General features: G+C 29.7%; 23 protein-coding genes and 2 pseudogenes. 5 read left to right on the top strand and 20 right to left on the bottom strand.

Annotated elements, in window-relative coordinates:
• The first annotated feature begins 1 nt into the window (after window position 1).
• Window positions 2-1,024 carry a ribitol-5-phosphate dehydrogenase gene (locus tag BQ7358_RS00430; protein ID WP_062172199.1) on the top strand — a complete coding sequence of 341 codons (1,023 nt, stop codon included), beginning with the start codon at window positions 2-4 and terminating at the stop codon, window positions 1,022-1,024.
• Between the two features lie 314 nt (window positions 1,025-1,338).
• Here BQ7358_RS00430 and BQ7358_RS00425 read toward each other — a convergent pair whose 3' ends face one another.
• From BQ7358_RS00425 to BQ7358_RS00350, 17 genes and pseudogenes are all read right to left on the bottom strand, one after another.
• The gene (locus BQ7358_RS00425; protein ID WP_062172198.1) at window positions 1,339-2,748 is read right to left on the bottom strand and encodes an oligosaccharide flippase family protein; all 1,410 of its coding nucleotides are present in this window, start codon (window positions 2,746-2,748) and stop codon (window positions 1,339-1,341) included.
• A 218-nt stretch (window positions 2,749-2,966) separates the two neighbouring features.
• Window positions 2,967-4,067, bottom strand: a complete 1,101-nt coding sequence (gene glf / locus BQ7358_RS00420) for a UDP-galactopyranose mutase (protein WP_062172195.1) — start codon at window positions 4,065-4,067, stop codon at window positions 2,967-2,969.
• 53 nt (window positions 4,068-4,120) lie between these two features.
• Window positions 4,121-5,122, bottom strand: coding sequence for an acyltransferase (locus tag BQ7358_RS00415; protein ID WP_072520093.1), 1,002 nt, complete (start codon window positions 5,120-5,122; stop codon window positions 4,121-4,123).
• A gap of 13 nt (window positions 5,123-5,135) precedes the next feature.
• A complete protein-coding gene (locus tag BQ7358_RS00410; RefSeq protein ID WP_062172191.1) occupies window positions 5,136-6,326 on the bottom strand; it encodes a hypothetical protein in 1,191 nt (396 codons plus the stop codon).
• Window positions 6,323-7,168, bottom strand: a complete 846-nt coding sequence (locus tag BQ7358_RS00405) for a LicD family protein (RefSeq protein WP_106388761.1) — start codon at window positions 7,166-7,168, stop codon at window positions 6,323-6,325. The genes BQ7358_RS00410 and BQ7358_RS00405 overlap by 4 nt, the downstream gene beginning before the upstream one ends.
• Window positions 7,169-7,181: 13 nt before the next feature.
• Window positions 7,182-8,102 (bottom strand): annotated as a pseudogene (locus tag BQ7358_RS00400) (Gfo/Idh/MocA family protein); the annotation flags it as partial.
• A 27-nt stretch (window positions 8,103-8,129) separates the two neighbouring features.
• A pseudogene (locus BQ7358_RS08835) lies at window positions 8,130-8,507 on the bottom strand (adenylyltransferase/cytidyltransferase family protein); the annotation flags it as partial.
• 13 nt (window positions 8,508-8,520) lie between these two features.
• Window positions 8,521-9,594, bottom strand: a complete 1,074-nt coding sequence (locus BQ7358_RS00395; protein WP_072520092.1) for a pyridoxal-phosphate-dependent aminotransferase family protein — start codon at window positions 9,592-9,594, stop codon at window positions 8,521-8,523.
• The gene (locus tag BQ7358_RS00390; protein ID WP_062172185.1) at window positions 9,587-10,444 is read right to left on the bottom strand and encodes a LicD family protein; all 858 of its coding nucleotides are present in this window, start codon (window positions 10,442-10,444) and stop codon (window positions 9,587-9,589) included. The genes BQ7358_RS00395 and BQ7358_RS00390 overlap by 8 nt, the downstream gene beginning before the upstream one ends.
• Window positions 10,425-11,288 (bottom strand): LicD family protein, encoded by an 864-nt coding sequence (locus BQ7358_RS00385; RefSeq protein WP_062172183.1) that lies wholly within the window; start codon window positions 11,286-11,288, stop codon window positions 10,425-10,427. The genes BQ7358_RS00390 and BQ7358_RS00385 overlap by 20 nt, the downstream gene beginning before the upstream one ends.
• A gap of 11 nt (window positions 11,289-11,299) precedes the next feature.
• Entirely contained in the window at window positions 11,300-12,367 is a 1,068-nt protein-coding gene (locus tag BQ7358_RS00380; protein ID WP_062172181.1) for a glycosyltransferase, read from the bottom strand.
• Between the two features lie 214 nt (window positions 12,368-12,581).
• Window positions 12,582-13,943 carry a sugar transferase gene (locus BQ7358_RS00375; protein ID WP_062172180.1) on the bottom strand — a complete coding sequence of 454 codons (1,362 nt, stop codon included), beginning with the start codon at window positions 13,941-13,943 and terminating at the stop codon, window positions 12,582-12,584.
• A 24-nt stretch (window positions 13,944-13,967) separates the two neighbouring features.
• A complete protein-coding gene (locus BQ7358_RS00370; RefSeq protein WP_062172178.1) occupies window positions 13,968-14,663 on the bottom strand; it encodes a polysaccharide biosynthesis tyrosine autokinase in 696 nt (231 codons plus the stop codon).
• 9 nt (window positions 14,664-14,672) lie between these two features.
• Complete coding sequence (locus BQ7358_RS00365) at window positions 14,673-15,371, bottom strand: Wzz/FepE/Etk N-terminal domain-containing protein (RefSeq protein ID WP_062172176.1); 699 nt, start codon at window positions 15,369-15,371, stop codon at window positions 14,673-14,675.
• A gap of 17 nt (window positions 15,372-15,388) precedes the next feature.
• On the bottom strand, window positions 15,389-16,138 hold the full coding sequence (locus BQ7358_RS00360; protein WP_231723787.1) for a CpsB/CapC family capsule biosynthesis tyrosine phosphatase: 750 nt from the start codon (window positions 16,136-16,138) through the stop codon (window positions 15,389-15,391).
• Window positions 16,139-16,141: 3 nt separating this feature from the next.
• Window positions 16,142-17,662, bottom strand: a complete 1,521-nt coding sequence (cpsA, locus tag BQ7358_RS00355) for an LCP family glycopolymer transferase CpsA (protein ID WP_234971549.1) — start codon at window positions 17,660-17,662, stop codon at window positions 16,142-16,144.
• A 188-nt stretch (window positions 17,663-17,850) separates the two neighbouring features.
• Window positions 17,851-18,702: a diacylglycerol/lipid kinase family protein gene (locus BQ7358_RS00350; protein ID WP_062172172.1), complete on the bottom strand. Its 852-nt coding sequence runs from the start codon at window positions 18,700-18,702 to the stop codon at window positions 17,851-17,853.
• A gap of 574 nt (window positions 18,703-19,276) precedes the next feature.
• On the opposite strand from BQ7358_RS00350, the gene BQ7358_RS00345 reads away from it, so the two are divergent.
• Complete coding sequence (locus BQ7358_RS00345) at window positions 19,277-20,476, top strand: DUF805 domain-containing protein (protein WP_062172170.1); 1,200 nt, start codon at window positions 19,277-19,279, stop codon at window positions 20,474-20,476.
• Between the two features lie 389 nt (window positions 20,477-20,865).
• Here BQ7358_RS00345 and BQ7358_RS00340 read toward each other — a convergent pair whose 3' ends face one another.
• On the bottom strand, window positions 20,866-21,792 hold the full coding sequence (locus BQ7358_RS00340) for a DUF561 domain-containing protein (protein WP_072520091.1): 927 nt from the start codon (window positions 21,790-21,792) through the stop codon (window positions 20,866-20,868).
• Between the two features lie 32 nt (window positions 21,793-21,824).
• Window positions 21,825-22,811, bottom strand: coding sequence for a YeiH family protein (locus BQ7358_RS00335; RefSeq protein ID WP_072520090.1), 987 nt, complete (start codon window positions 22,809-22,811; stop codon window positions 21,825-21,827).
• A 221-nt stretch (window positions 22,812-23,032) separates the two neighbouring features.
• Here BQ7358_RS00335 and BQ7358_RS00330 point away from each other — a divergent pair, with 221 nt between their 5' ends.
• From BQ7358_RS00330 to BQ7358_RS00320, 3 genes are read left to right on the top strand one after another with little or no spacing between them, the layout of a single operon-like run.
• Window positions 23,033-23,962, top strand: a complete 930-nt coding sequence (locus BQ7358_RS00330; protein WP_062172163.1) for an SAM-dependent methyltransferase — start codon at window positions 23,033-23,035, stop codon at window positions 23,960-23,962.
• Window positions 23,955-24,512, top strand: coding sequence for a tRNA 5-(aminomethyl)-2-thiouridylate-methyltransferase MnmM (locus BQ7358_RS00325; protein ID WP_062172161.1), 558 nt, complete (start codon window positions 23,955-23,957; stop codon window positions 24,510-24,512). The genes BQ7358_RS00330 and BQ7358_RS00325 overlap by 8 nt, the downstream gene beginning before the upstream one ends.
• Before the next feature lie 3 nt (window positions 24,513-24,515).
• Entirely contained in the window at window positions 24,516-25,097 is a 582-nt protein-coding gene (locus BQ7358_RS00320) for a CYTH domain-containing protein (RefSeq protein WP_062172159.1), read from the top strand.
• Window positions 25,098-25,247: 150 nt separating this feature from the next.
• Here BQ7358_RS00320 and BQ7358_RS00315 read toward each other — a convergent pair whose 3' ends face one another.
• Window positions 25,248-26,792: a thiol-activated cytolysin family protein gene (locus BQ7358_RS00315; protein ID WP_062172157.1), complete on the bottom strand. Its 1,545-nt coding sequence runs from the start codon at window positions 26,790-26,792 to the stop codon at window positions 25,248-25,250.
• Window positions 26,793-26,824: the final 32 nt, after the last annotated feature.

Here is a 26,824-nt window from a genome sequence, read left to right as displayed (position 1 = left end):
AATGATTAATCATATATACCAACTAATAAAACCGAAATTTATTAATGTTAAATATAAGGAAGAAGATTTATCCAACGGAGATAAAGTTATTATTCGCCCGAATTATATGGCTGTGTGCCATGCCGATCAACGTTATTATCAAGGTAAGCGTGATCCTAAGATACTTGCCAAGAAGTTGCCAATGGCACTTATTCATGAATGCTGCGGTGTAGTTATTGCAGATCCGACCGGAACATATAAAGTAGGACAACACGTTGTAATGATACCAAATCAACCGCCTCGTGCAAGTGATGAAGAAATGTATGAAAATTATATGCCGGGGACTCACTTTTTATCCAGCGGATTTGATGGCTTTATGCGTGAATTTATTGCTTTACCTGCAGATAGAGTAGTACCTTATAACACAGTTGATGATAGTGTTGCCGCAATAACTGAATTTATAAGTGTCGGAATGCACGCTATGGAACGTTTTTTGAAAGATTCACACAGTAAAAAAGAACGTATTGCGATAATTGGTGACGGTAGTCTTGCGTTTGTTATGGCAAATATTGTAAACTACACATTACCGGAAACGCAAATTATTGTGATAGGAAGACACTGGGAAAAATTAGAGCTATTCTCGTTTGCCAAGGAAACATATTTAACAGATGATATTCCTGCTGATCTTACATTTGATCATGGATTTGAGTGCTGTGGTGGAGATGGAAGCGGATATGCTATTAATGATATTATTAAATATATTAAACCGCAAGGTAGTCTTGTCTTAATGGGAGTTAGTGAATATCATGTAAGCATAAATACACGTGATATCCTTGAGAAAGGTCTAACCTTAATCGGTTCATCACGTTCCGGACGAAGTGATTTTGAAAAAGCAATAGCGATGCTTGAAGATAAAAAATTTGAACGTAGATTTAAAAACATTATCTACTTAGAACAATCTGTAAAAAATATCGGTGATATTCATAAAATATTTGCAAGCGACTTAAACAATGCTTTTAAAACAGTGTTTAAATGGGATATATAGTAAAGATATGAGCGAAATAATTAATACAAGAAAAAATATCTAAATTGTTGAAGAAATACTTCCTGTAAATTATACTATAAAATTTTTTAATAAATAATCAAATAAGGTAATATGCTCTATGTCAAATACTAAACATCGAAGGTACTAGTTTCCAAAACTTGGATAAGTTTTGGAAACTAGTACCCTTTCATTCTCAATATTATTTATATTTTACATAAAACCGTTTTCCCCATAATTTTCGTGAAAAAAGATAAAAAATATTTTAAAATAAAACTAGCCATTTGGTATAAAACTCATTAATTTAACCAATCAACTTATTTTATCATCTCTCTTAATTCCTTTATATCTATAACTTTTAAATATAAAATTAAGCTGATGTATACCATTCCACCTACTAAAATATACATTACTAATCCTATTATATTAGATAATCCAACCAATACTTTTAATAATTCTATTACAATAAACATTATTATTGTAGAAAACAATATTTTAATAAATTTGTTATTAAAAATGATACGAATATCTACTATTTTTCTACTGTAATTCCATTGTAAGATAAATACTAAAAATTCTACAATAACCGATGTTATTGAAGCACCGATGTACCCCAATAAAGGAATTAATGCGATATTTATTAAAATACTGACAATCGCCGGTATAGTTGTAGACAACATAAATTCCTTATTTTTATTTCTAACAACAAGCACTTGATATCCTAAAATATTAGTCCAACCTATAAATAAAATATTAAAAGAAATAATATATAAACTGTATTTTACATTTCCAAAATTCTCCCCTAAAAATAAATTAACGAACAATTCATTAATAACCATCAACCCAAAAATCATAGGAAAAATTATTACATTATAAACCAAAAAAGAAAATTCAACCATTTGTAGAGCTTCTTTTTCTTTTTTTTCAGCTAACAAATTAGCAACTCTCGGCAACATCACAGCCCCTAACGAACTGACAATCGTAAGCAAGATACTTATTAATTTTTGACTTTGGTCATAAATACCGACATCATAAAAAGACCCAAATATTCCCAGTAACGTTCTATCCATAACAACATACAATGAAATTGCAATCTGTGGTAAAAATAGTAATATTGTAGGTTTAATATTTTTCTTTATGCCGTCCCATCTAAATTCAGGTTTTCTTATATACTCTCTAGCAGGAAACCACATTATTAATTGCCCTAAAAAATCAAAAATAACTAGAATAAAAACATAAAGGTAAATCTGATTTTCATTTTTAATAAATAGAAAAATACTAATAACCCCGAGTAATCTTACACTCGCATTTCTTATTGTGATTCTTTTAAAATCTTCTCTGCCGGTAAATAACCAAGATATATCTAAAAGTTTTGAAAACAAACTAATAACTAACAAAACAGCTATTTTATTATTCATCGTCGGAACTAAGTTAAGTGCTCCACAATACAATAAAATTGATACTATACTTGTTGTTACCTGAATAGCATAAATATTCCAAAATGTTTTGTTTACGTTGGTTGATGAAGCTATCTGCTTTGTACCGTAAATATTTATTCCCAGATTAGCCAGTAAAACAAAATAGCTGACAATAGAATTATAAAAACCGTAATTCCCCAAATTTTCGCTTGTAAAAACACGTGTTACATAAGGTACCGTTATAATTGGCAATATAATATTTAATAATTGGTATGATACATTGTATAAATAATTTTTTAAGAGTTTCACAATAAGTCCCCTTTTCAAAATTTTCGTAACTTTTTATTGAAATTATTTGTTTTATACAAAATTCTTTGTTGATTATTCTTTGTAGCGGTAACGGTAAAATATTTTGCATTTTACTTGGAGATTTTTGAACCTTAGTCAAAATCAATTCTCTATAAGTCAATTATAGGTATCTATTTCATTACAAATCTTTATCGAAAATTTAGCCTGAAACATACCCGCTACTTTTCTAATTCATTTCTCACCACATCTAATACTCGTTCAACTACTACGTGCATATCGTAATATTTATAATCTGCAAGACGCCCGCAAAAAATAACATTATTATTTTTATTCGCCTCTTCTAAGTATTTTTGATATATCGCATTATTTTTTTCGTCATTGATTGGATAATATGGTTCGTCTCCACGTTGCCAACTAGTTGAATATTCACGTGTAATAACAGTTTTTTCTTGAGTTCCGTATTCAAAATGTTTATGCTCAATAATTCTGGTATATGGTATTTCTCGTTCGGTATAATTGATAACTGCATTTCCTTGGAAATTATCTTCATCTAATATCTCATGCTCAAAACGAAGACTTCTGTATTCCAATTCGCCATATTTATAATCAAAATATTGATCTATCATTCCGGTGAAAACTACTTTTTTAGCACAGCCTTCCAATTCCTGTCTATTTTCAAAGAAATCTACATTCAGTTCTACTTCTATACCTTTTAACATATTTTCAATAATAACGTTATACCCACCGATTGGTATACCTTGATAACGATCATTAAAATAATTATTATTAAACGTAAATCTTACTGGCAACCTTTTAATAATAAACGGCGGTAATTCTGTTGCACTTCTTCCCCATTGTTTTTCTGTATACCCTTTGATTAGCGTTTTATATACATCTGTTCCAATCAGTTTTATCGCCTGTTCTTCCAAGTTTTTAGGTTCAGTATCTTGCAAGTGACCGGTTTGCTCCGCTATTTTAGTTTTTACTTCAGCCGGAGTTTTAGTCCCCCATAAAGCATAAAATGTATTCATATTAAATGGCAGGTTATATAATTTCCCTTTATAATTTGCTACCGGTGAATTTATATAGTTATTAAATTCGGCAAATTGATTGATATAATCCCATACTCCCTTGTTTGAAGTATGGAAAATATGTGCTCCATACTTATGCACATTAATACCTTCTATATTTTCACAATAAATATTTCCGCCGATATGACTTCTCTTATCTATTACTTTTACTTTTTTTCCTTTTTTCGTTGCTTCATAGGCGAAAATTGCCCCTGAAAGTCCTGCACCTACTATTAAATAATCGTACATGTTAAAACCCCTTTTAATAATATTCAAAAATATATTTTAGTTATATTATTGACTTATATCTTAATAATATTCTTTAAAATCGGAATTCTATATATTATTTCCGATATTAAAAGACTTATTCCTATCGTTAATCCAAATACCAATATTGTATCATACCAATACCCTATTTTTATAATCTTCACTAAGAATTTTATCACATAAGTATGCAATATGTATACCCCCATCGTTAAGGCGGACAAATGATAAATAGTATTTTTGTAATTTTGTTTAATTGTAGAAAAATCCAACTTTAAAAATATAATAAAGATACCTATGCTGAGAATTTTTATAAACAAGCTGTCATAAAAATACTCTGCAAAAATATTATGATGAATACTTTTGGCTACAGAATATAAAAATATCGGAGAAACAAATAACATAATTAAGAAAAAGCAAGTTATATATTTATTTATCTTAAGTTTAATTATAAATTCTTTTCTACTACCTATGTAAGCTCCAATAATATAGTAAAAATACCACGTCCATAATCTAAAAGTTTGTGGAATGTATCTTTGTATCGGTTCCACTATTACAAATAAATTGATAATTTCTATTATTATTCCTACTGTCAGCAATAATAACAATATTCTCAAATAATTTTTTTTATTATTTAGTAACTTCTTTAAATATGGTAATGTTAAATATATTATTATTAATGAACCGAAGAACCAAAATTGAAAAAAATAACCCCTTTGCAACAAAGAGCCGACAATTTTCTTTATAGGATTACTATAGAAATCCCTCTTCATTATCCATAAAATAATATTCCAACTAAACACTACAATTACTATATTTTTTATTTTTATAATCAAATATTTATACGATAAATTTAATTTATTCAATAAAAAATAACCATTAATCATAAAAAATAATGGTACAGAAAATGTACCCATGTAATATAAGTACGCACTCACGTTATTACCGCCGAAAAAATCAAAACCTAATATCATAACATGTAACAAGACAATACCCAAACATGCTATAATTTTCAACATATCTATAGTAATATCTCTCATAAATCTTTTCTCCTTAGTAATTTAAGTTACGCTGTTTTTTATGGATATTAATAAATTTTGTTGAGCTATTGTAATATATGTGTCCTAAAATAAACCAAAAAGTATTATAATAAGGATATATAATTAAATCATCTATAATCCCATGAATAGCCAATAATGCAAATATTACTAATAAATAGTTATCCTTTAATTTAGTTATATAAAACATAACTACGGTCAAAATTATTATAAGTAAAATTATAAATATAATTCCATACCTTTGTAATACCTGTACATATAAATTATCTACATAATTGTATGAAGTGAAATTTATTTCTCCGTTTACATCTAACCCGTTTCCTACTAAGTACAACTTCTTCCAAAATAAACCATATCCATATGTTTGTATAGAATCTTGACCTAAAGACAATCTTCCCGAAAGCATACTATTTAAGTTGTATTGCCAATTACTTAACATTTTATAATTTATTGTAAAATAAATACTTATTGTTGAACAAATTAAATACATGAACGGGAAAACATAATATAATAATCGCAGCTTTACATTAGGAAGATATTTTATAATTATTGCAAATATTATAAAACATAAACTTATAAATGAAGTTAGTCTTGAATCTGTATAAATATAAATTAAATAATTTATTATAAATAGTATCCCTAATGTTTTTAGTTTTATTTTTTCTTTGTCTATATATATTTTTAAAAATACTATATTCGAAAAAATAGTAGCTGAATTTAAAGCATACCTAAATCCCAAATATTCTCGAGTTCTATCCGCTTTATTTACGAAAAAATTTTCAATTATGTTAAAATAACTGCTCACTATTACAAAACCCAAAACAAAACTGCTGATTACTAAAGATATTTGTGCTATTTTTTTAAAATCTATATTCCTTGCTGAATAGATAAATACTATCATTAGCGGGATTGTTTTTTGTTCTGTATTGGTAGCCGCCATAAATGTTATTACAGACGATATTATTACTAGTAAAAGTAATATAATATCCTTGTAATTGTACTTATTGTGTGTTAATTCTTTTAATATCAAAAATAAAAGACATACAATTAGTATTGTTTTATATGTTGCTCCATAAAAATATTTATAATATAACGATGTACTTAAAAGAGAAAACAATAAAAATATACTATATGAAAAATAAAAGCATAGTTGTCCTATATGATTTTTTGATATTCTAATTTTCATTGCTTTTCTCCTAAATTCTTATCAATTCTATACCCTTTGGAATTATGTGCCACCTGTTTATCCTTTGGAGGTAACTTTCTATAATTTCCGTACAAATTAGTTAAATATATATCATAATTAGCATACCCTTTAACTTTGTATTTCTCAAAAAGATATTCTTTTTGTGGCAGCATTTCTTTTTTTAACCATTTTTCTTTTTTGCCGTACATACCTGTTATAATTCCTACATATTTGGCATCTTCAAATTTAACAATTTTACATACCGACTCTAACAATCTTACTAAATTATATGAACCTATCTTCTTCAATATCGGTCTATATAAATTTTTTACTTTTGCACTAAATTTTCCGCGTCTGCTTGTGTTCTTTCTTTCCACAGAAGTTAATAGCAATCTTCTTAATTGTTTTATGATAAATACTTGCATACTAAATAAAGATTTATTACTAGGAATACCATCAACTACAAAAATATCTATTCCTATATACGGACAATCCTCTTTCTCCGCCATTTCATCAATTCTGCCTACATCTTTTCTTATATATCTGGAAAAATGACGTGCAAAAGATTTATCTCTATTAGAAATTATTTTTCTGTCATCTGATATAATCAATGAATTGGTTATATTTAACTCCAATAATTTTTCATAATCTGTACGAGGCATGGCAACATCTATATCATCATCCCAAGGTATAAATCCTTGATGTCTTACTGCACCCAACATCGAGCCTCCGCATAAATCATACCTTAAATTATATTCTTTGCAAAGACTATCGAATTCAATTAATAATTCCAGATATGCTCCCTGCAATTCTTTCAATGTCATTAATTTTACAATCCCCAAAAAATTCTCCTTTCTATTCGTATAAACTAACTTTAGCTTGTGAATATTTCTCCATTATGTCTAAAAATAACATACAGTATTCCTTATTGTTTGCGTTATTTACATTAATATTATTTATCAATTTTATAAATTCCAACATTAAATAACGGAAACCATTTCCCTTGTATTCATAAAAGTATTTCTTTGTATCTCTTAAATCCTCATATCTTACTTCAAAATAGTCTATTTTCCACCAAGGAGATGGTACATACACATAACCTTTTGTTCCGGTAATAACCAAGTGCCCTTCTGTCTTTACACCTATCCCCGCTTTAAATGTAGCTGTAGCTTTTCCGTAATCCAAAATGCCTTTTGTTAGATAACTGAAATTATTTTTTTCAAAGCTATACATTTTACATTCACCTATATTTTTTCCCAATATACTGATTATAGGAAACAACACAGTTGAACTCCAATCATAAAAACTTCCTTCATATTTATTTTTAACTACATTATCCATATTATTTAAGATTTGGCTACACGAAATATCTATATCTTTAACCTCTCCTATTATTCCAGATTTCAACTGTAAAAGAAGATGAGTTAACGCAGGAAAATAACGTGTTTTTTCCGCTTCAAACAAAATTAAACCTTTTTTGTACGCATAATCATATAATTCAATCGCTTCTTTTCTATTCAAAAATAGCGGTGGATTACACAATACGTGACAATCGTTTTCCAAAGATTCTTTTATCATAGAATAGTGTTTATCCGCAGAACTATCTATATAAACTGCATCTATACTATCAAAAAATTCTTTTTTATTTGAATAATACTCTAATTCATCGTTGTTATAACCATATGTGTTTTCTTGAGCATATACAGATTTTACACATAATGACCCCACGGTGGTGCTTTCTTTGTAAAATCTATCCGTAGTTCTTCCTGTTCCTAAAAACCCTACCTTTAAAATAGGATTCTGTTCTGTTCTTATTTTGGTACTGCTAATTCCCTCTGTTCTCGGTAGATATACAACCTCGCAGTATTCTTTTAAATAATCAAATTTACCAATCCAGTCAGAACCTACAGTAAATACGTCTATATCATAACTTTGAATATCTATAATCTTTTGACCTACATATTCTTCAATTATTATTTCATCAGCTAATCCGGTTTTTCTTATAGCTTCTATACGCTCTGCTAACGGTTGTTTTACATTTAGCTTCCCTCTCCTCTTATCAAAAGCATCTGCCGTAACTCCAACTATCAGATAATCTCCTAACTTTTTCGCTCTTTCCAAGAGTGCTATATGCCCATGATGTAATAAATCATACGTTCCATATGTTATAACTTTTTTCATCATTATATCCTCACTATTTTAAAATATTTCTTTCTTTTAATTCATATAATGCACTTATTAACTCATTATTTTTCTCTACCGATAAGTTTCCGATGTGTCCTACTCTAAATAATTTTTCTCCTAATTCTCCACCATTAGGGCAAACCCATATTTTATATTCATCTTTCAGTATATTAAATATGTCTTTTGCAGAACAATTATTAGTCAATAAAGGTGTTACCGTGTTAGATAACTTGTATTGCGGTATTGTTAAAGGTAGTTCCTTTACTTTTCCCCTAAAATCATTTGCTAATTTTTCTATTTTTTTTCTTTCCGCTTCTACACCGCCCGTAGAAGAAATTTGTTTTAATCGAGCGTTTAATTGTAACAATATCCCTACTGCCGGAGTAAATGGTGTTTGTCCTCTCTCTCCATCTTTTAATGCTTTTTTAAAATCAAAATACAATATGTCGTGATTTATATTTTTTATTCTATCAATCGCTCTTTCGCTTAATACAATTATTGCCACGCCGGGAGGACAAGCCAACGCCTTTTGAGAACCTATTATCAAAACATCAATACCGTGTTTTGTCACATCAATTTCATCTGCTAAAAAAGCACTTATTGCATCAACAATTAAAAATAAATTATTTTCCTTGCAAAATTTACTTATTAATTCTATATCATACAGTTTCCCTATAGATGTTTCATCCAAATTAACTACGAGTGCTGTAAAATTTTTATTACTATATTTTTCTAATTTTTCAAGAGTTAATATTTCTTCAAACCCTACAACTATTTCTTCATAATTTAATTTTTTCAAACTACAAATTTCTGCAAAACGTGTTCCGAAACTACCGCCATTTATTATTAATATCTTATCTTCTAAAGTCAGAGTATTTATTACGCTTGATTCCATACCGGCTGTACCCGATCCTGTTAAAAAAATTACTCTATCATTATCACTCGCATTGGTTAATTCTTTAACCAACTTTTCATTTTCCAACATAATATCGGAAAATTCATTTGTTCTAAAATACGGTATATCTCCATATGCCTCCATAACTTCCTCTGTTAAATGTACCGGTCCTACCGAAAAATTAATCATCGACTTTTTCTCCTAATTTATATTTTCCTAAATCATATTCTATATATTGATTCCATACTCTTTCTTTTTCCGGGGGGATCTTCATATAATTTCCATATCTTCTCATTAAATAATCGTCGTAATTAGAAAATATATAACAATTTCTTCCTTCAAAATTTACAGAAATAAGCTTTTCTACATCACTTCTTTTTTCAATTTCTCCATAAAAGTGAAATTTATCAACCGGTACCGTAACCTCTTTGGAATTATTATTTTTACACATTCTATTCCACATATCATAACGAGTTGCAAGTGTCTCTATTCTTATAAAACTAATCAATCCTCCTATATACTTTCGTATATTTTTATCATCATTTTTTTTATTTTTATATTTTCTTCGACAAGATAGTAAAAAACCTAAAACTAATGAACCTATACCATGAATATGTTTTAATAGTTTATTATCAAAAACATTTTCTATTATAAAAATATCAATAAATACTCCAACATCATCTAAATCTTGTTCCAAGACCGTTCTATATGTAGTCCCTTTAAGTCTTATCTTAGGGATAACACGACCGTAATTTTGTTTTTCCTCCGGATTTAACATAGAGTATTTATGAGAATATTGTACGTTAATTATATTAATAAATTTTTCAAAACCTTCTCTTGTCATAGCTATATCTATATCGTCATCCCAAGGTATAAATCCTTGATGCCTTACCGCTCCTATGGCACTTCCCCCTATTAATACAAAATCTATCTTATTTTTCTCACATATTTCAATAATGTCATCCAATATCACAAGCAATACCCTTTGTATATTTTTCAATTCCGATTCGGTTAACTGCTTAGCTATTTCTCTCATCATCTTTATCTACCTCAACAATAATTGTTTTATGTGCATTTCTATCTTTCTCTTTCGGAAGTTTCATATAATCTCCATATAAGGTTCTTAAATATGTATCATATTCTTTCGGTCCTATTACTTTTAAATTTTCAAATTTATATTCTTCACAACTACTGTAGATTTTTTTGGGAAATAATTCATTAAATTTATATGATGTTTGACCCATAAAATTAATTGCCCAATCTGATTTTTCATATGGATATTTAGTCAATAATTTATCAAGTTTTATCAATCGATTATTAGTATCAAAATATTTCCCTATAGGAATTACACTCGCTACTTTTATAATAACTTTTTCCAAAAAAGAACGATCCGGTCGTTTTGTATTTACTTTTTCTAGACAAGATATATGATATAATAATCTATTTACTAATAATCTTCCTTTGTGGATCTCTCTTTTTATTCTTCCGCTAGGCATACCGTCTAATGGGAAAATATCCACCCAAACATTTTCTATTCTATTATCTTTACTTCCTAATCTTTTGACTTGATGATTTTTATTTACTATTCTTGAAAAATAATAATGATGATCTGAATTATCATCATATACCCTAAGTTCTAAATTTTCCCCCAAGTATCTTTCTACATTATCTAAGAAATATTTATATTGTTCCCTTGGTATAGCTATATCTATATCATCGTCCCAAGGTATAAATCCCTGATGTCGCACAGCTCCCAGCATTGTTCCGCCTTGGATATAATAAGTTATATTCATATTATCAAATATTAGTAATAGTTGTGAAAAAATATCTAAAATTTCTTTCTGCAATGTATTCAAGTTACTATTATTCTTATCGATTTTCATTTTATACCTCACTACAACTCACTAAGAGTCTTATCCAGAACTCTTCCAAAATAGTATCCCTCTCTAATTTTTTGAGATATACTTTTTACATTTTCTAAAATCTCAGAATAACTTTCTGTGTCAAGTGATATTAATTTTTCTTCTAATTCACTTAAATTACTCACAGTAAATCCTAAATTATTATCCTTAATAAAATCTGATATTGCCGCTTCTTCCCAAACAATAACCGGAAGTCCTGCTGCTAAATATAGTGACGTCTTATGCGGATTATTAAACTTTAAATATTCTCCTGTATTTCCTGTACAAGTTTCAAGTGAAATACCATCCCATACTAAACCGAAATCTCCCTTAATATTTTTTATTAAATCATTAGGAGGAAATGAACCAACATATTTAGCATTGTCTGTTAATTTTTCTTTTTTTAAATTTGGTCCATATAGATTAAACATAACTTTTTTAGAGTTTTTTATTAAATCATAGATATAACTACTCTTACCTGCTGCTAAGTTACCTGCTATGACAATTGTGTTATATTTTATTCCAATATTATAACTAGGTTCTATTTCACTAAGATAATCAAATATTTGTAATTCTTCTAATTTTTCTTCTTCTATTCCTGCTTCAACCAAATAATTGTGCATTTTAATATTATGACATATTATTTTGTCGAATTTTTTCAATAATTCCGTATCTGCAAGTTTGTTTGTATTTTGATTGTTTTTTATAACTCCATCTATCCCTTTTCTCAAAGATTCCAGATCATGTATAACAGATATAAATTTTATTTTTTTATATTTTTGTAATTTAGGAATTAAAAAATTAGCTACTCTTACGCCATACATCGGGTGTTGAAAGATTACCCTATCACCTTTTTTCAACTTCCAGAACATCTTTAACCAATTATACCCTACTACAAAAAATAGCCACGCTTTTTGATAAAATTTACTTTTATATGTAGGGAATTTAGGAAATAAAATTTCTCCCATTCCTCTTTTTTTAGCTATATTAGAGATATCTTCAGGAGCTTTTATGCCCGCAGTATCTCTCAATTCTTTTTTTATACTTATACAATAATCCATTTTGACATCTATCCTTATATTATATATTTCACACTCTACATTTTTGTTGTCTCTTCATCTATACTTAATTACACTCTACGTACCTTTGATTCTTTGTTCTGAAAAGATAAATTCTCACAGAAAACCAAATTAATCGGTCGTATAATCAGCTATAATATTAACTTTAAGCATATTTCTCCTTTTCTATCCTTTTGCACTTCTTATTCACTTCCCTTTATTTACTTCCTTCTCTTTTTAATACTACCATTATTGTTTTTACGATTATTTTTATGTCCAATCTTAATGACCAGTTTTCAATATACTTCATGTCAAGTTTTATAACTTCTTCAAAGTCTGTTATGTCACTTCTACCATTTACTTGCCACATTCCCGTAATTCCCGGTTTCACTCTCATTCTCTTGAACTGATGCAAATTGTATTTTTCATATTCATCTACTGTTGGTGGTCTTGTCCCTACCACACTCATATCGCCTTTTAAGACATTTATAAATTGTGGCAACTCATCTAATGACCAATCCCTCATTTTCTGACCGAATGGAAAAACCCGCGGATCATTGTCCATTTTAAACATAAGATTTGTTGTATGTTCATTTTGTACTAATAACTCTCTTTTTCTCTCTTCCGCATCTAGGTACATACTTCGAAATTTATAAATTTCAAATCTTTTCCCGTTTTGCCCTATTCTTACCTGCTTAAATATTAATGGTCCGGGTGACTGTCTTCTCACCTTAGGATAAATTATTACAGCTACCAATGCTGTTAAAATTGTTCCCGATATTCCTAAAGTAATATCTATTACTCTTTTTAATATCATTTGCCTCAATGTTGATATTTTTATTGCCGACGTAAGATATACGTCATCTCCTTGAAAAGTTAATGTTGAATTACTTTTTATTCCCTTAAAAATCGGTGTTATATTAATTTTTAACGGTATTCCTAAAATATCAAAACCCTCCAAAATTTCTACAACGTTTGATTCATGGCTCACACTAGCATAAATCTCATCGACTCTATTGTGGGATAAGAACTCTCTCATTTCCTCCATATTGTGAACAATAGGTATATTATTATAAATTTTCTTTTCAGAATTATTAAAATAGGCTACCACCTGATAGTTGGCAGGAAAAGCCCCGAACTTATTGAGATCTTCAAAATTTGACAAAATAATTATTTTTCTACTATCATCTCGATATTTTAAATTTATTATTTTAGCTATTGTTCTAAATATATAAATAATAATAAATAATGCTATACTAAAAATCGGAAGCGATAAATCTTTAATAGATATTAATAACATGGCATTGTGAAATACTACTAAATATAACACAAAAAGTGATATTAATTTTAAAACATATAAAAACGTAGACTTTAATTCTAATAAATACCCTCTATCCGTTATCGTCCAGTATTCTTCTGAAAATAATGAAATACTTACCGCTATTAAAGACAATACAAAGAAGAAATACAGATTGTATTTACCCGAAATAGAATCGAAACACGTCATGTATGAAATGAACAGCGCTAATATATCAAATACTAAAAACAAAACTTTATTATTTCTTCTTACATAATACATACTTTTTCCCTATTAAATTTGTTACTAATTTTCTTTCCCATATTCTCCGTAACCTCCATATGCACCATAGCCACCGTAAGTTACTTCTTTAACATCTACTTTATTTAAAATTACACCGAGGAATTTTGAACCTGCTTTTTCCAGTTGTTCTTTTGATTTTTCCAATACTTTTTTCTTAATTTTGTTTGATTCTACAACTATTGCAAAACCATCACATTTTTGGGAGATGATTGCGGCATCCACTACTGCTCCGATTGGAGGAGTATCAATAATTATATAATCATAATATTCTTTAAAGACATCTATCATAACATTAAAGTTTCGATTTTGCAGTAGTCCTGTAGGATTTGGAGGCACTTGTCCTGCCGGTATAATATTCAAATTATTAACATCCGTTTCATAAATAATATCCTCGATTGGTGATACTCCTGATAAATAGTTTGTTAAACCGTTTATTTTATTTTTAAACTTAAATCTACCTGCCATTACCGATTTACGAGTATCGGCATCTATTAATACTGTTTTTAATCCAAGTTCCGCCAGTGAGATAGCCAAGTTTATAGACACCGTACTTTTCCCTTCGTTCTCACTTGTTGATGTTATGGCTATTACTTTAATATCTTTACCAAGAAATTGCACATTTGTTCTTAACGCATTGTAATATTCTTTTATAGATGAATCTACTATTTTTTCATTATTCAGTACACTTATTTCCGCCATATTATCCTCCTATTTTTTATTTCCTTTTGTATCAGGTATTATCCCTAACAACACCATATCTAATCCTTCTTCTATATCTTCAGGTCTACGTATTCTGTCGTCCAGTAGTTCTAATAATATAACACCTAATACCGATATGATAAAACCTAATACTGTAGCCAAAACAGCGTTTTTCACTATATTCGGTGAACTTGGTACCACTGCCGGTTTTGCTTCTTCCAATGTTGTTACATCATCAATTTTTGTTACTTCTTTAATTTTAGCGGCTGATACTTCTTTTACGGCGTTTGCTAATTTACTGGCCGCTTCCGGATCTTTATCAGTTACCGAAATAGAAATAATACGAGTATCTTTCGGTGCATCTACATTAATTTTTGAAGCCAATGTTTTTGTCGACAATGTCAAACCGTTCTGTGAAATGACATCTTCTAATACTTTATTAGAAAGAATGATTTCTTTATAGTCTTTTACCAAAAGCGTTCCCAGTTGAACATCTTGTGTTGTTATCGCTTTATTGTCATTTTTTTGATTAACAACATATACTTTGGTTGTACTTTGGTATTTCGGTGTCGCAACAAATAGACTGTAAGCTAACGCCACCACCGTAAATGTTAGCGAAATTACCGCTATAACTAATTTTTGACTCCATAACTTTCTCAATAGAAATAGTATATCTATTTGCACAAAATCTTGTTCGTTGTTGTTCATTATTATTTCCTTTCGCTTTATATAATTTTATTCATTAGTAGCCTTTCGGCATTTTTTTCAAATAATTCATAAGCCACTGTCGTTCCGTATTTCTTTTCTATTATATCGTATGCTTCTCTCATATGGGGTCTTCGTAAGGTCATATTGTGCATATCCGATGCTATAAAATGTACGAGTTCGCCGTCCAAATATTTTTTTGCACGCTTTTTATAGTGTTTATGTTTATCGCCAAAAAGTTTCGTTTTTAAGACACTTGCCGCATTAACCTGCATATAACACCCCATATTTATTAATTCTTGAACATGATTTAAATCTTTTTCAAGACAAGCGTATCTTTCTATATGAGCTATCACCGGTGATAATCCTAATAAAATTATTCCGTTTAATGCTTTGTACATTTCTCTATAGCTGATTCCGTAAGAAAATTCTACCAATATATAATCAGTGCCTGCCAATGTCGGGTATTTTCTACTTTCAATATTAGCAAGTTCCCCTTCCTTGTAGAAAATCTCACTCCCCAAATAAACATTCAAATCTTCCGAAATATTTTTAGCTATTTTTTCTACTTCTTTAAAATTTTCTTTTATGGTTTCGATACTTTCTTCAAACATCCCGCGTCTACGGTGAGGTGTCGCTATTATTGTTCCGACACCTTGTTTAAAGCTTTCTCTAAGGAGATCTTCAGTATCTTCTTTTGTTTTAGCTCCGTCATCCACTCCAAACACAATATGGGAGTGAATATCTATCATCCTGTGTGAATCTTTCATTAATTATTTCCCATCCAATACATTTTTAATATTTTCACTAACTTCTTTTAAACTGTTATTATCTATTTGTGTCATATAAAGATTAGCCCCCGGCATTGCATATGACGGTAGTCCCATTGTACCATGTCCTGTTAAAGCTTGTGATGATACGGTGTAATCTTTTCCTGCACTAAGTTGCTCGTTTGCCAAGCTCATCGCTGTTTCCAACGGCATATTAGTTTGGATAGATTCGCTAAGTTCTTTAATTATACTGTTATAGTTTGCCAACCCTTCTTTAGAAGAAAGTTTTTTGATAATTGCCGCAATAACTTTTTCTTGATTTTTACCACGATCATTATCTCCACCGGTTAAACCGTAACGTTCTCTAACAAAAGCAAGAGCATGTTGTGAGTCAAGGTGAACCATACCGGGACTGAAATCATAACCGCCAATATGTGATTTAAAACTTTGATCGTTATAAACATCTATTCCCCCAAGTGTATCAATTAACTTCAAGAACGATGTAAAATTAAGCCTTGCATAATAATCTATTTTAATTCCATATAGATTTTCGAGAGTATGTATAGAAGCATCCACCCCATAAACTCCGGCATGGGTCAGTTTATCATATTGATTATTACCGCCGTCTGCAATTTTCACGTAAGAATCACGCGGTGTAGTCGTTAGTAATATTTTTCCGGTGTTTTTATTTACAGTCATAATTATATTGACATCTGAACGTGATACCGATGAGATAGGCCCGTAAGTATCAATACCGCTGATATAAACGTTAAAGGTATCCCCTGCTTTCGCATTATTTTTTGCAGTTACCGCTTTTGTTATCTTAAATTCATAAATTTTCTTAGTATTTTCTAAAAACTCCGGATATTGCGCTGTGATGAAACTCTCATATGAACTATTTAATATCATCGCTTGAGTTTTCCCACTTTTGAGCTGTTCATAACCGGTTACATAGTTTTTTACTTCTACCAAGTTTAAACTTAGCTTCTCATTATCACGAATATTTTTCATCAGTTTATTAATATTTTCACCGTCTGCCGAAACAGGTGCGGCTATTTGTTCACCGGCAATATCTTTTAAGTTATTTGCTTTATTATTTTTTAATACTACAACACTCATGGTATATTCATTGACACCGGCTGTGTTGTTCAGGTTATTAAATAAGTTTATCGCTGTTCTGAATTGTAAAAATGTAAATATTAATATTACATTTAAAATCAATAAAGCTATGGTTGTAAAAAGTTTTGCTTTTCTTTTTATTAATAACACTATAGAAATAATAAATACAAAAATAATTACAGCTAACAGTATATAATTAACACCTCTAAAATTTAAAAAATTATACTTCAGCATGGTGTATCCGACCAGTACCCCGCTTATTAACAGCACAGCACTTAATATACCGTTTATGATATCAAAACCACCTATTTTTCTACCGGATTCCTCTTCAAAATTTCTTTTATTTCTTCTTGACATTTCTCTAATTCCTAACTTTATAAAATTATCTTCTATCCATTCTATCACTTATTTTAACTGTTGTCTATTACATTAATGTTACACACATAGATACGTACAAAATTTTAAAAAGTTTCTATAATTTCTATAAATAATTGGAACAATTTAGGAGAAATTACCTTAATATTTTAAATTAGCTCAAAATATTTACAACTATAACTACATATTACCAATATAATATTTTTAAAATTTCTATTTTATTTTTTAATTTTATAATATTTCTCTAAACATTTTAGCATTAGTTGTTTTTTATTTTTTATTAATTCTCCGTCAACTTGGTAATAATTTTGATTTGTTTTTACCGTTAATGTTTTAGCAGTATATATTTCCACTTTTTTTAATTTGTCATGACGTTTTAATAGTAAACATAAATAATTATAAACAAAAAGTGGCGGATTCATGTTTCTCATAATTAATATATGGAACATGCCGTCTTTACCGCTTGCAGTATGGGAAAATTTTACTCCTCCCCCTTCATAAGGTTGTAACATCACATTTAATAGATACAGTTTAGTAGTTTCTATTTTTTTATTATTAAAGATTATTTCAGCATTATATTTTTTTAAATTTAAAATACTTATAATCCCGCAAAATAAATAAATATACTTCCTAAAATATTTTTTAAACTTCGAACTTTCAACCCTTCTGATAACATCAGCGTTATACCCTATATCAAAACCTGTACAAAATTTTCTTCCATCTATCTCACCAACATCATAATAAGTGATTTCTCCGTTTTCTAAAAGTTTCGTTACCTTTGATACTTTTTTATCAAGTTGCAAAGAACGACCTAAATCATTTCCGGATCCACTGGCAAAATAAATAATATTTTCCTTGTGGTAATTATTCATGACTTCGTTTATCGTTCCGTCACCACCTATAACAATAAGATTATCACCTTTTATTTTGTCCATAAGCGATGTTGCATTTTCTTTTTCTGATGTTTTTAATACTTTATAAACTATTCTTTCCTGTTTTAAACAACATTCAAGTTCCGCTAATTTTTTTAGCGAATTTTTATTATTTGAATTAACAATTATCTCAATCATCACATAAATCCTAAACTATATTCTTCTAAACAATTATACCTTAAAAACACTCTACTTTCAAATTTAATATCATTTACTTTAACTTTTTAACAACAAAAAATATCAATCAAAAAATAAAAAATAGTGAATTATAAAATTCCATATCTAATAATTCACTATGTTTCCATTTATAATTTTATTCTATATATAAATTTTAAATATTATTTTTTATCTAAATATATTTTCTTACTATATTATATTATTTATGGTAAAAGTATAACCAGACTTAAGATTGGATAAACAAATTATCCCCCTTATTGTAAATCTATATATTTATATACAAAATATTATTTTTTGCTGATTTTATAGTGGTGTGGCAACCTTAAGAACTAACTGCTACGCAGTTTCCTTAAGGTTCACCTGAGCTTATAATCTCAGGTGAAGCTAGTATTCCACCACTAAGAACAGCAACGAACTTAATAGCAATGTTTGTAGTGGTAATCACTTTATAAAATTCCTTGTTTTAATTGACTTATTTATATAGATATTATATTATTAGTATATTATTCTAAGTTTATTTTTTAAGGAGGATTTTATGATAGATCAAAGAAAAAAACACGTTACCTTTGGATCCGCTTTTAGTGATTTTTTTAAAGGTTTTGTAGATTTTAACGGTTATTCTTCACGTGCCGGGCATTGGTTTCCGGTCGGAACTATTCACGTTGGATTTTTAATTGTATTAATTGTATTTTTTTATAGTGTATTTGCTTCTTTTGCCGGAATTACATCTCGTGCTTATCGTAATTATGATTACTTTTCCGGTAATTCTTTCGCTGATGCGGCATCTACCGCAACTACCAGTATAGCGGTTATTTTTATTTTAATAGTTATAGGTATTATTATATTAATTCCTATAACAGCAAGCTATGCACGTCGCTTAAGAGATGTAGGTTTTACTAACTGGGGATTGGCTATTTTAATTGTATTGTTTTATTTATTAAATTACTTTACAATATACATAATATCATTTATTTATGTTATAGGATTTTTCTTCATACTAATGTCATTACCTTCTAATGCGCTTGAAACTAATAAAAATGATGATTTTATTAAATTTTTTGTAAGACAGACACCGCAAGCTAAGGCGTACTACTCACAATTTGTTCAATATGATCAATTTGGTAATCCTATTCCAAACTTTAAACAAGGAGGGCAATTTGACCAGTTCGGTAATCCGATAAACCGCAACACAGCTTACGATAGAAATAATCAAAATGCTCAAAGTTTTAATTCTAATAACCAAAGAGGACAAGGAAATTTTGCAAGCGGACAACCAAGACCTAACAGCCAAGGTGTTAATCCAAGATTTAATGGACAAAATTCTCAATTTAATAATCAAGGTCAAAACTTTAATCATTCTCAGTTCAATGGAGATGGTCGAAACGTCAACCCTAATAATCAAGGTCAATTTAACACTAACAATAGAACAGCTCAAAGTTTTAATCCTAACGAACAGGTAAATCCTAATAATCAAGGTTTTAACCCTAGATTTAATAACCAAAATGTAGAGTTTAGCGCACAAAAACAGGATTTTAACTCTAATAATAGTCAATTTAATACGGAAGAAAATGAAACCTTCTCTAAAAATATTGATATTCAAAAAGAAGAGATTAATGTTGAACCGACATTAAAGGAAGAAAATTCTCAAAAAACCGCTCAAATAAATTCAAGAAATGATCGTCTTCAAAAACGAAATACCGGCGATCAGGTAATATATAAACGTAGAAAAAAATAAATTCTAATATTAAAAGAGATTACTCAGCATAAATTGAGTAATCTCTTTTTAACGGTTATCGCAATACTAATAAAGATTAAAAATGGCATATATAAAGTTTTCAGTATATTATAATTAATCTAATTTTGTTAAATAAAATTCACTATCTGTTATTAACTAATTTTGTTTTCATATAGACATATTCTTACTTTAATTTTTTTATTAGTTTGTAGATTATATATATGCCTATAATAACTATTATTATACCAATTATAGACACTAAAATATTACTATAATTAACCATAACTTTAACCTCCCCTTGTTACACAAATAATGGACTTAGGTGAAGAATAAATTATACACAAAGTTTTTTGTTGTTACTTCTGTAGTTGTGAAGTAGTAGTAAAAACTTAAATTTTAGTTTTTTCCAATACTTCATTGGCTTCTTTAAATAATGTTTGTATAACCGTTTTAACCGGTTGTATTTCTTTGACTAATCCGGCGATTTGTCCTGACATAACAGAGCCGTTTACTATATCTCCTTCATATACCGCGCGTCTTAAAGAACCGAGTGTTAATTCTTCAAGTTCCATTAAAGTATTCGATTTTTCTTCTAATTCATGGTAACGTGTTGTTAAGTCATTTTTTAAACAGCGAACAGGAGCACCGAATTTTGTACCCGTAAGCGTTGTTGATGTATCTGTTGCCGAGATAATTGCTTCTTTGTACTCTTTTGAAATCGGACATTCATCAGTTGCTAAAAACAAAGTTCCAACTTGAATGCCGCTGGCACCAAGACAAAAAGCTGCAGCGACACCACGCCCGTCACCTATGCCTCCTGCTGCGATTACAGGGATAGACACTGCACTGGCTACTTGCGGTACTAGGGACATTGTTGTTGTCTCGCCTACGTGACCGCCGGCTTCCATACCTTCTACTATTACAGCTGTTGCACCTAAGTCTTCCATTTTTTTTGCAGTTTTTACTGAAGGGACTACAGGTATTACTTTAACACCCGCTTCATTTAAACGAGGCATAAATTTTCTCGGTGTTCCTGCACCGGTAGTAACTACTTTGACACCCTCTTCTATAAGAATGTCTATTAGTTCTTCAACATTAGGCATCATTAACATTAAGTTAACGGCGAACGGTTTTGATGTCAGTTTTTTACATTCTTGTATTTGAAATCTTAACTCTTCAGCCGTACTACCGCCGGTAGCTAATACACCTAATCCACCTGCGTTTGACACTGCACTGACTAATTCATATCTTGCTATTTGTGCCATACCCCCTTGGATAATTGGATACTCAATATTTAAAACTTCTGTAATATTCATAAGTATTTCTCCTTTCAATATTTATATATTTGTTAAAAAATAAATTTTGCGACCAAATAACAAACGCCCATTAAAATTACTGAAGATAAAAAGCACGCAGAAAACACTCTAAGCCCACGTTTTTTTATTACGGTAAAATTGACACTCATACCAAGTGCTGCCATTGCCATTCCGAGGAAGATATAAGCAACATCGACAAAATAAGGTGCTAACGGTTTTAGTATATTAACGTAACTGCCTAAAATACTCATTAAGATAAATCCGATAATAAAATAAGGCATAGGCATTTTTCCGGTCTCTTTTTCTTTTGAACGAAGATTAATTACAACGAGAACACCTGCAACAACAATAAGCATCAAAACACGTGATAATTTAGCTAAAATAGCCGTATCCAGTGCAACTTGTTCACCGGCACCACCTGCTGCTACGGCGTGAGCTATTTCGTGAAGACTGCTTCCTGTAAAAATTCCATACTCATAAGCGGAAAGTCCTAGATATGGTTTTAGAGTTACTTCAATAAGGGTAAAAATAGTTCCTAATATAGCAACTACCGCTACTGCAAGAACACTGTTTTCCGTTTTAGCACGTAGTTGGGAGCTTACACCCATAACGGCAGCAGCACCGCATATTCCGCAACCACATGATGACAGTAGAGCAAGTTCTTTATCAACTTTAAAAATTCGGCATAAAACATAGGTAAGCACAATCATGAACAATACGACGCAAAAAGCTAATAATAGAGTTTTTTTACCCTCAACTAGTAATTTATCCAACGCCAATTTGAACCCTAATAAGATAATTCCCAGTCTTAAAAATTTATTGCTGATAAATGGAATATCTTTTTTTGTCTGTTCTTTTAGCGGAGCGGATGTTTGCAGCAACATTCCTATTACGAGTGCTATTACCAAATGTCCGAATAATTTTAAAAATGATACATGAGCAAGCTGTTTAGCAATCATTGAAATAATAAACATTAAGACTAATGTCCAGTAAAACCAAATACTTTTTAACCTTTCCATATAATCCTCCTTTTATTTTGCTTCTCTATATTTATTATACTAAGTTGATAGCATTATTTCAATATGATAGTGTAGTAAAATTACTTCTTTATTACGACATTATGTAATATAATATATAGATAAAATTTCTCCCATAAATAATTATAAAAAATATTCTTCTCTATTATTATTTTAGGAAACATAGTATAATAAATTTAAGATTTTTTAATAGGAGATTAATTATGATTTATATTGTTGGGCTTGGTCCTAATGACAGTTACAATATTAAAGAAAATATTAAAACACTTATTCTTGAAAATAAAAATGCAAAAATTATTGCCCGAATTGATGAGCATCCCGCTATGAATTTTTTGCGTGATAATAATATTTTGTTTGAAACTTGTGATAGATTTTATTTAGAAAATGATAATTTTGAAGATACTTATAAACAAATAGCTAAATATATCGTTGATGTTGCTAAAAGTAATGATGTTCTTTATCTTTTGCCGGGGCATCCTATGGTAGCGGAACTTACTACTCAGCTTTTAATAGAAAGTGATGTTGAAGTAAATGTTGTCGGTGGAGAAAGTTTTCTTGATGTTTGTTTTAATGCTTTCAGATTTGACCCTGTTGAGAGTTTTACATTGCTGGATGCAACGAATCTAAAGTCATTTAGCAATATTAATCCATATCATCACATAATAATAACACAATGTTATGATGATTTGACAGCGGCAAATATTTCCACAGAGCTTATGAATTATTATCCATATGATTATGAAGTTAAGATTGTTGAACAAGCCGGTTCGAAGAATGAAAGACTTTATACATCTGCCTTAAATGAATTATCGGCGACCGTAGGAGAAAAGATAAATAATTTACGTGCCGTATATATACCACCGTTTAAAAAAGGGCAGAGTTTTAATATTAAAGATTATACTCTAGAATTTGATGAAAATGCCAATATAACCGAAGTACAGCTTATAGAAAAATTAGAAAATATTATCAAAAAACTTAGAGAAAATAGCAAATCTAGTGATTTATCTCAAAAAAATACAGAGTTGCTGGCAAAGTTAATAAATACAGCACTGGATTTTACAATAGCGGGTGACAGCTATTATGAATTTTCGGATATTTTAGATGAAATGAAAAAGGATAGAAAAAATGGATAATGTTTTAATTTTTTCCAAGAAAATATTAAAAGAAAAAATTGATAAAAACAGCATAGTTGTAGATGCGACATGTGGAAATGGAAATGACACGTTATTTTTAGCGAAAACCTCCGCTAAAAAAGTTTTTGCTTTTGATATTCAAGAACAGGCTATTTTTAATACAAGACAGTTACTCCTAAACAATGAGGTAGACAGTAAGTGTGAACTTATTTTGGATTCTCATTTTAATTTTGATAATTATATTAAAAGTAAAGTACGTGCCGTAATGTTTAACCTTGGATATTTACCTAAAGGAAATCACAATATCACGACGACAGCTGATACAACCGTTACGACAATAGAGAAGTTTCTGAAAGTTTTAGAAATTGGAGGAATTATTGTTATTGTTGTCTATTGGGGTCATGAAAATGGTAAAATAGAAAAGGCGGCACTTTTAGATACGCTAACCGCACTTAATCAGCACAATGTTGAAGTTTTGCAGTATCAATTTATTAATCAAAAAAATAATGCACCTTTTGTTATTGCACTTGAGAAGAAAAAGGAGTTTTAGGCGATGAGAGAAAAAGAAATAGAATTTAAAAATTTATTGACGGAAGATGAATATCAAAGATTATTCACAGCCTTTAATTTAGGAGAAATTAATACAATTATTAATAAAAATTATTACTATGATGATAATGAAAAAACATTAAAGAAATTCGGTGCGGCATTACGATTGAGATTTAGTGGGAGAAAAAATGAAATAACACTAAAAACAAGAAAATTAAAGGGTAATATTGAGATTAATGTTCCGATAGACAACAAGCTTTATCCTAACGCTCCGCAAGTTTTATCGTCATTGCCGGAAGTAATAATGGCGGAATTGAAAGCCATGAATGTAAACATTAAAACACCACTCCTTTTTCAGAAAATAACAACCATACGTAAGGAATTAAGACTATCGCAAGGGTTATTAGTTTTGGATAAAACAATATTTTTAAATGATGTTGTAGACTACGAATTAGAATTTGAAGTTAGTGATTATAACGATGGGAAATTAGCTTTTGAAAAAATACTAAGGGAATTTAATATAATAAAGCGTTCGACAAAACCGAAAATCGCAAGGGCGGAGGAATATGCTAAAAACAAATTATAATACTATATTAATAACGTATTATTCCTTTGAAGTTGAATTTTTCAAAGGAGTGTTAGCATCTTGTATTTATTATACAACCATAAAAAACCTAACTCCATTAAATTATGGAATTAGGTCTTTTTTTCTTTTTAAATTAATTTTTCGTTTTAACTAGTTATTTTTAACTTCTTCAGATAATCTTGGGCTTAAAGTAGTTCCCCAATGACTGATAGTTCTATTTTGTACTAGAGGTATATCGGTTTTGTCATAAATAGTTCTCCACCATTCCCAAGCAAGACCTGTACATTCTTGTACTTGAACGTGTAAGTTACGAACATTTCCTTTAAATTCAAGGGTTGTTGAGAATCCTGAAGTACGACCGTATCCGTTATATGTCCAAGATTTAGGAGTTAGAATTTCGTTTCCTTTAGCATCATAGCTAACTTCATTCCAAGTAACATAGTATCTAGCTACATAAGCACCGCTGTGGTTTAAAGTAAGATAACCATTTTTGTAAGAAGTTACTTTTGTTTCGATGTAATCTGTATTATTTTGAATAGTAGCAGGTTGGTTGTCTTTTAAGAAGTTAGTTGTATAAGAAATAGCAACGCCGGGGTTATTTTTATTAAACATACTACCCTCTTGGATAAGTTTTTTGAAATCATCAATATTTCCTGTAACGACTTTGCTGGCACCATTAGCGTTACCACCTAGAATAACCGCTGTAATAGAGGTGTTTTTCAAAATGTTGCTATATTCACTGTTAGCTTTAATGTCAACTCCTTTAATAAGTGCATTAATAGCTGCTTTTACTTCTGTACTTTTACTTGTAGTTTCAAATTTTACGTACATACTTCTACCATAAGAAACATTTGAAACATATACAGGAGGTGTTTTTTCATTAACGCCACGATTTATTAAATCTTGAGTAGTTGTATTTTTTCCTAAGAAATCTGCAGGATTGTTAGGAGCATCTACACTGGCATTAAAGTACACTTGTTTAAAGTTAACGACTTGAACTTGTTTTTCTCCTGAATGTACAGCAGAGAAATCAATATTAAGAGGTACACCGATTTTTTCAAAGTCAGCACCGAATTTTGCTTTTAATTGGCTCATACTATAAGCGGTAGTTTCATCGTATTGCATTTTTGCAGGGATACTATAAGAAGAACCGTATTTTGAAAACCATCTGTCTACCAGTGCATTAACTCCACCTCTTACTGAACTTTGTGTAGGATTATCAACGGTTAAGCGTCCGTCTTCGCCGCTCATACCCGGAAGATCAACACTTAGTGTAACAGGCCCACGATTTAAAGAGATTAAAGTAGGGTTATTTTCAAGAAGAGCACTATCCCCTTTTAATAAAGCTCCCGGAAAAACTACGTTGCTGTTATTAGCGTTTATGCTGATGTCGGAAGTTCTTTGTGATAATGAACGTTTGATTTTTTCAACAACAACAAATTCTCCATTTTTGTTCGTACCCGTTTTGTTAAACATATTAGAAAGAGTTTCACCCTGACGTGTTAAAACAGTGCGACTGTCGTAAGAAAGACCATATAAATACTTATTAAGGTCAGCTGAATTATCTTTCTCTTTTTCTGTAACGGAAGTTCCGGCATTCTGAACAGGAGTATCATTTGCAAGAACTTGCACAGTTAGTAAAGACATAGTGGTACTTAATGTTAAAAAAGTTTTGAATAATAATCTTTTATTCATAGTTTCATCTCCTTATATAATATTTTATATAA

The organism is Gemella massiliensis, from assembly GCF_900120125.1.
Classification (GTDB): Bacteria; Bacillota; Bacilli; order Staphylococcales; family Gemellaceae; genus Gemella; species Gemella massiliensis.
This window is presented reverse-complemented; position numbering and strand designations above follow the sequence as displayed.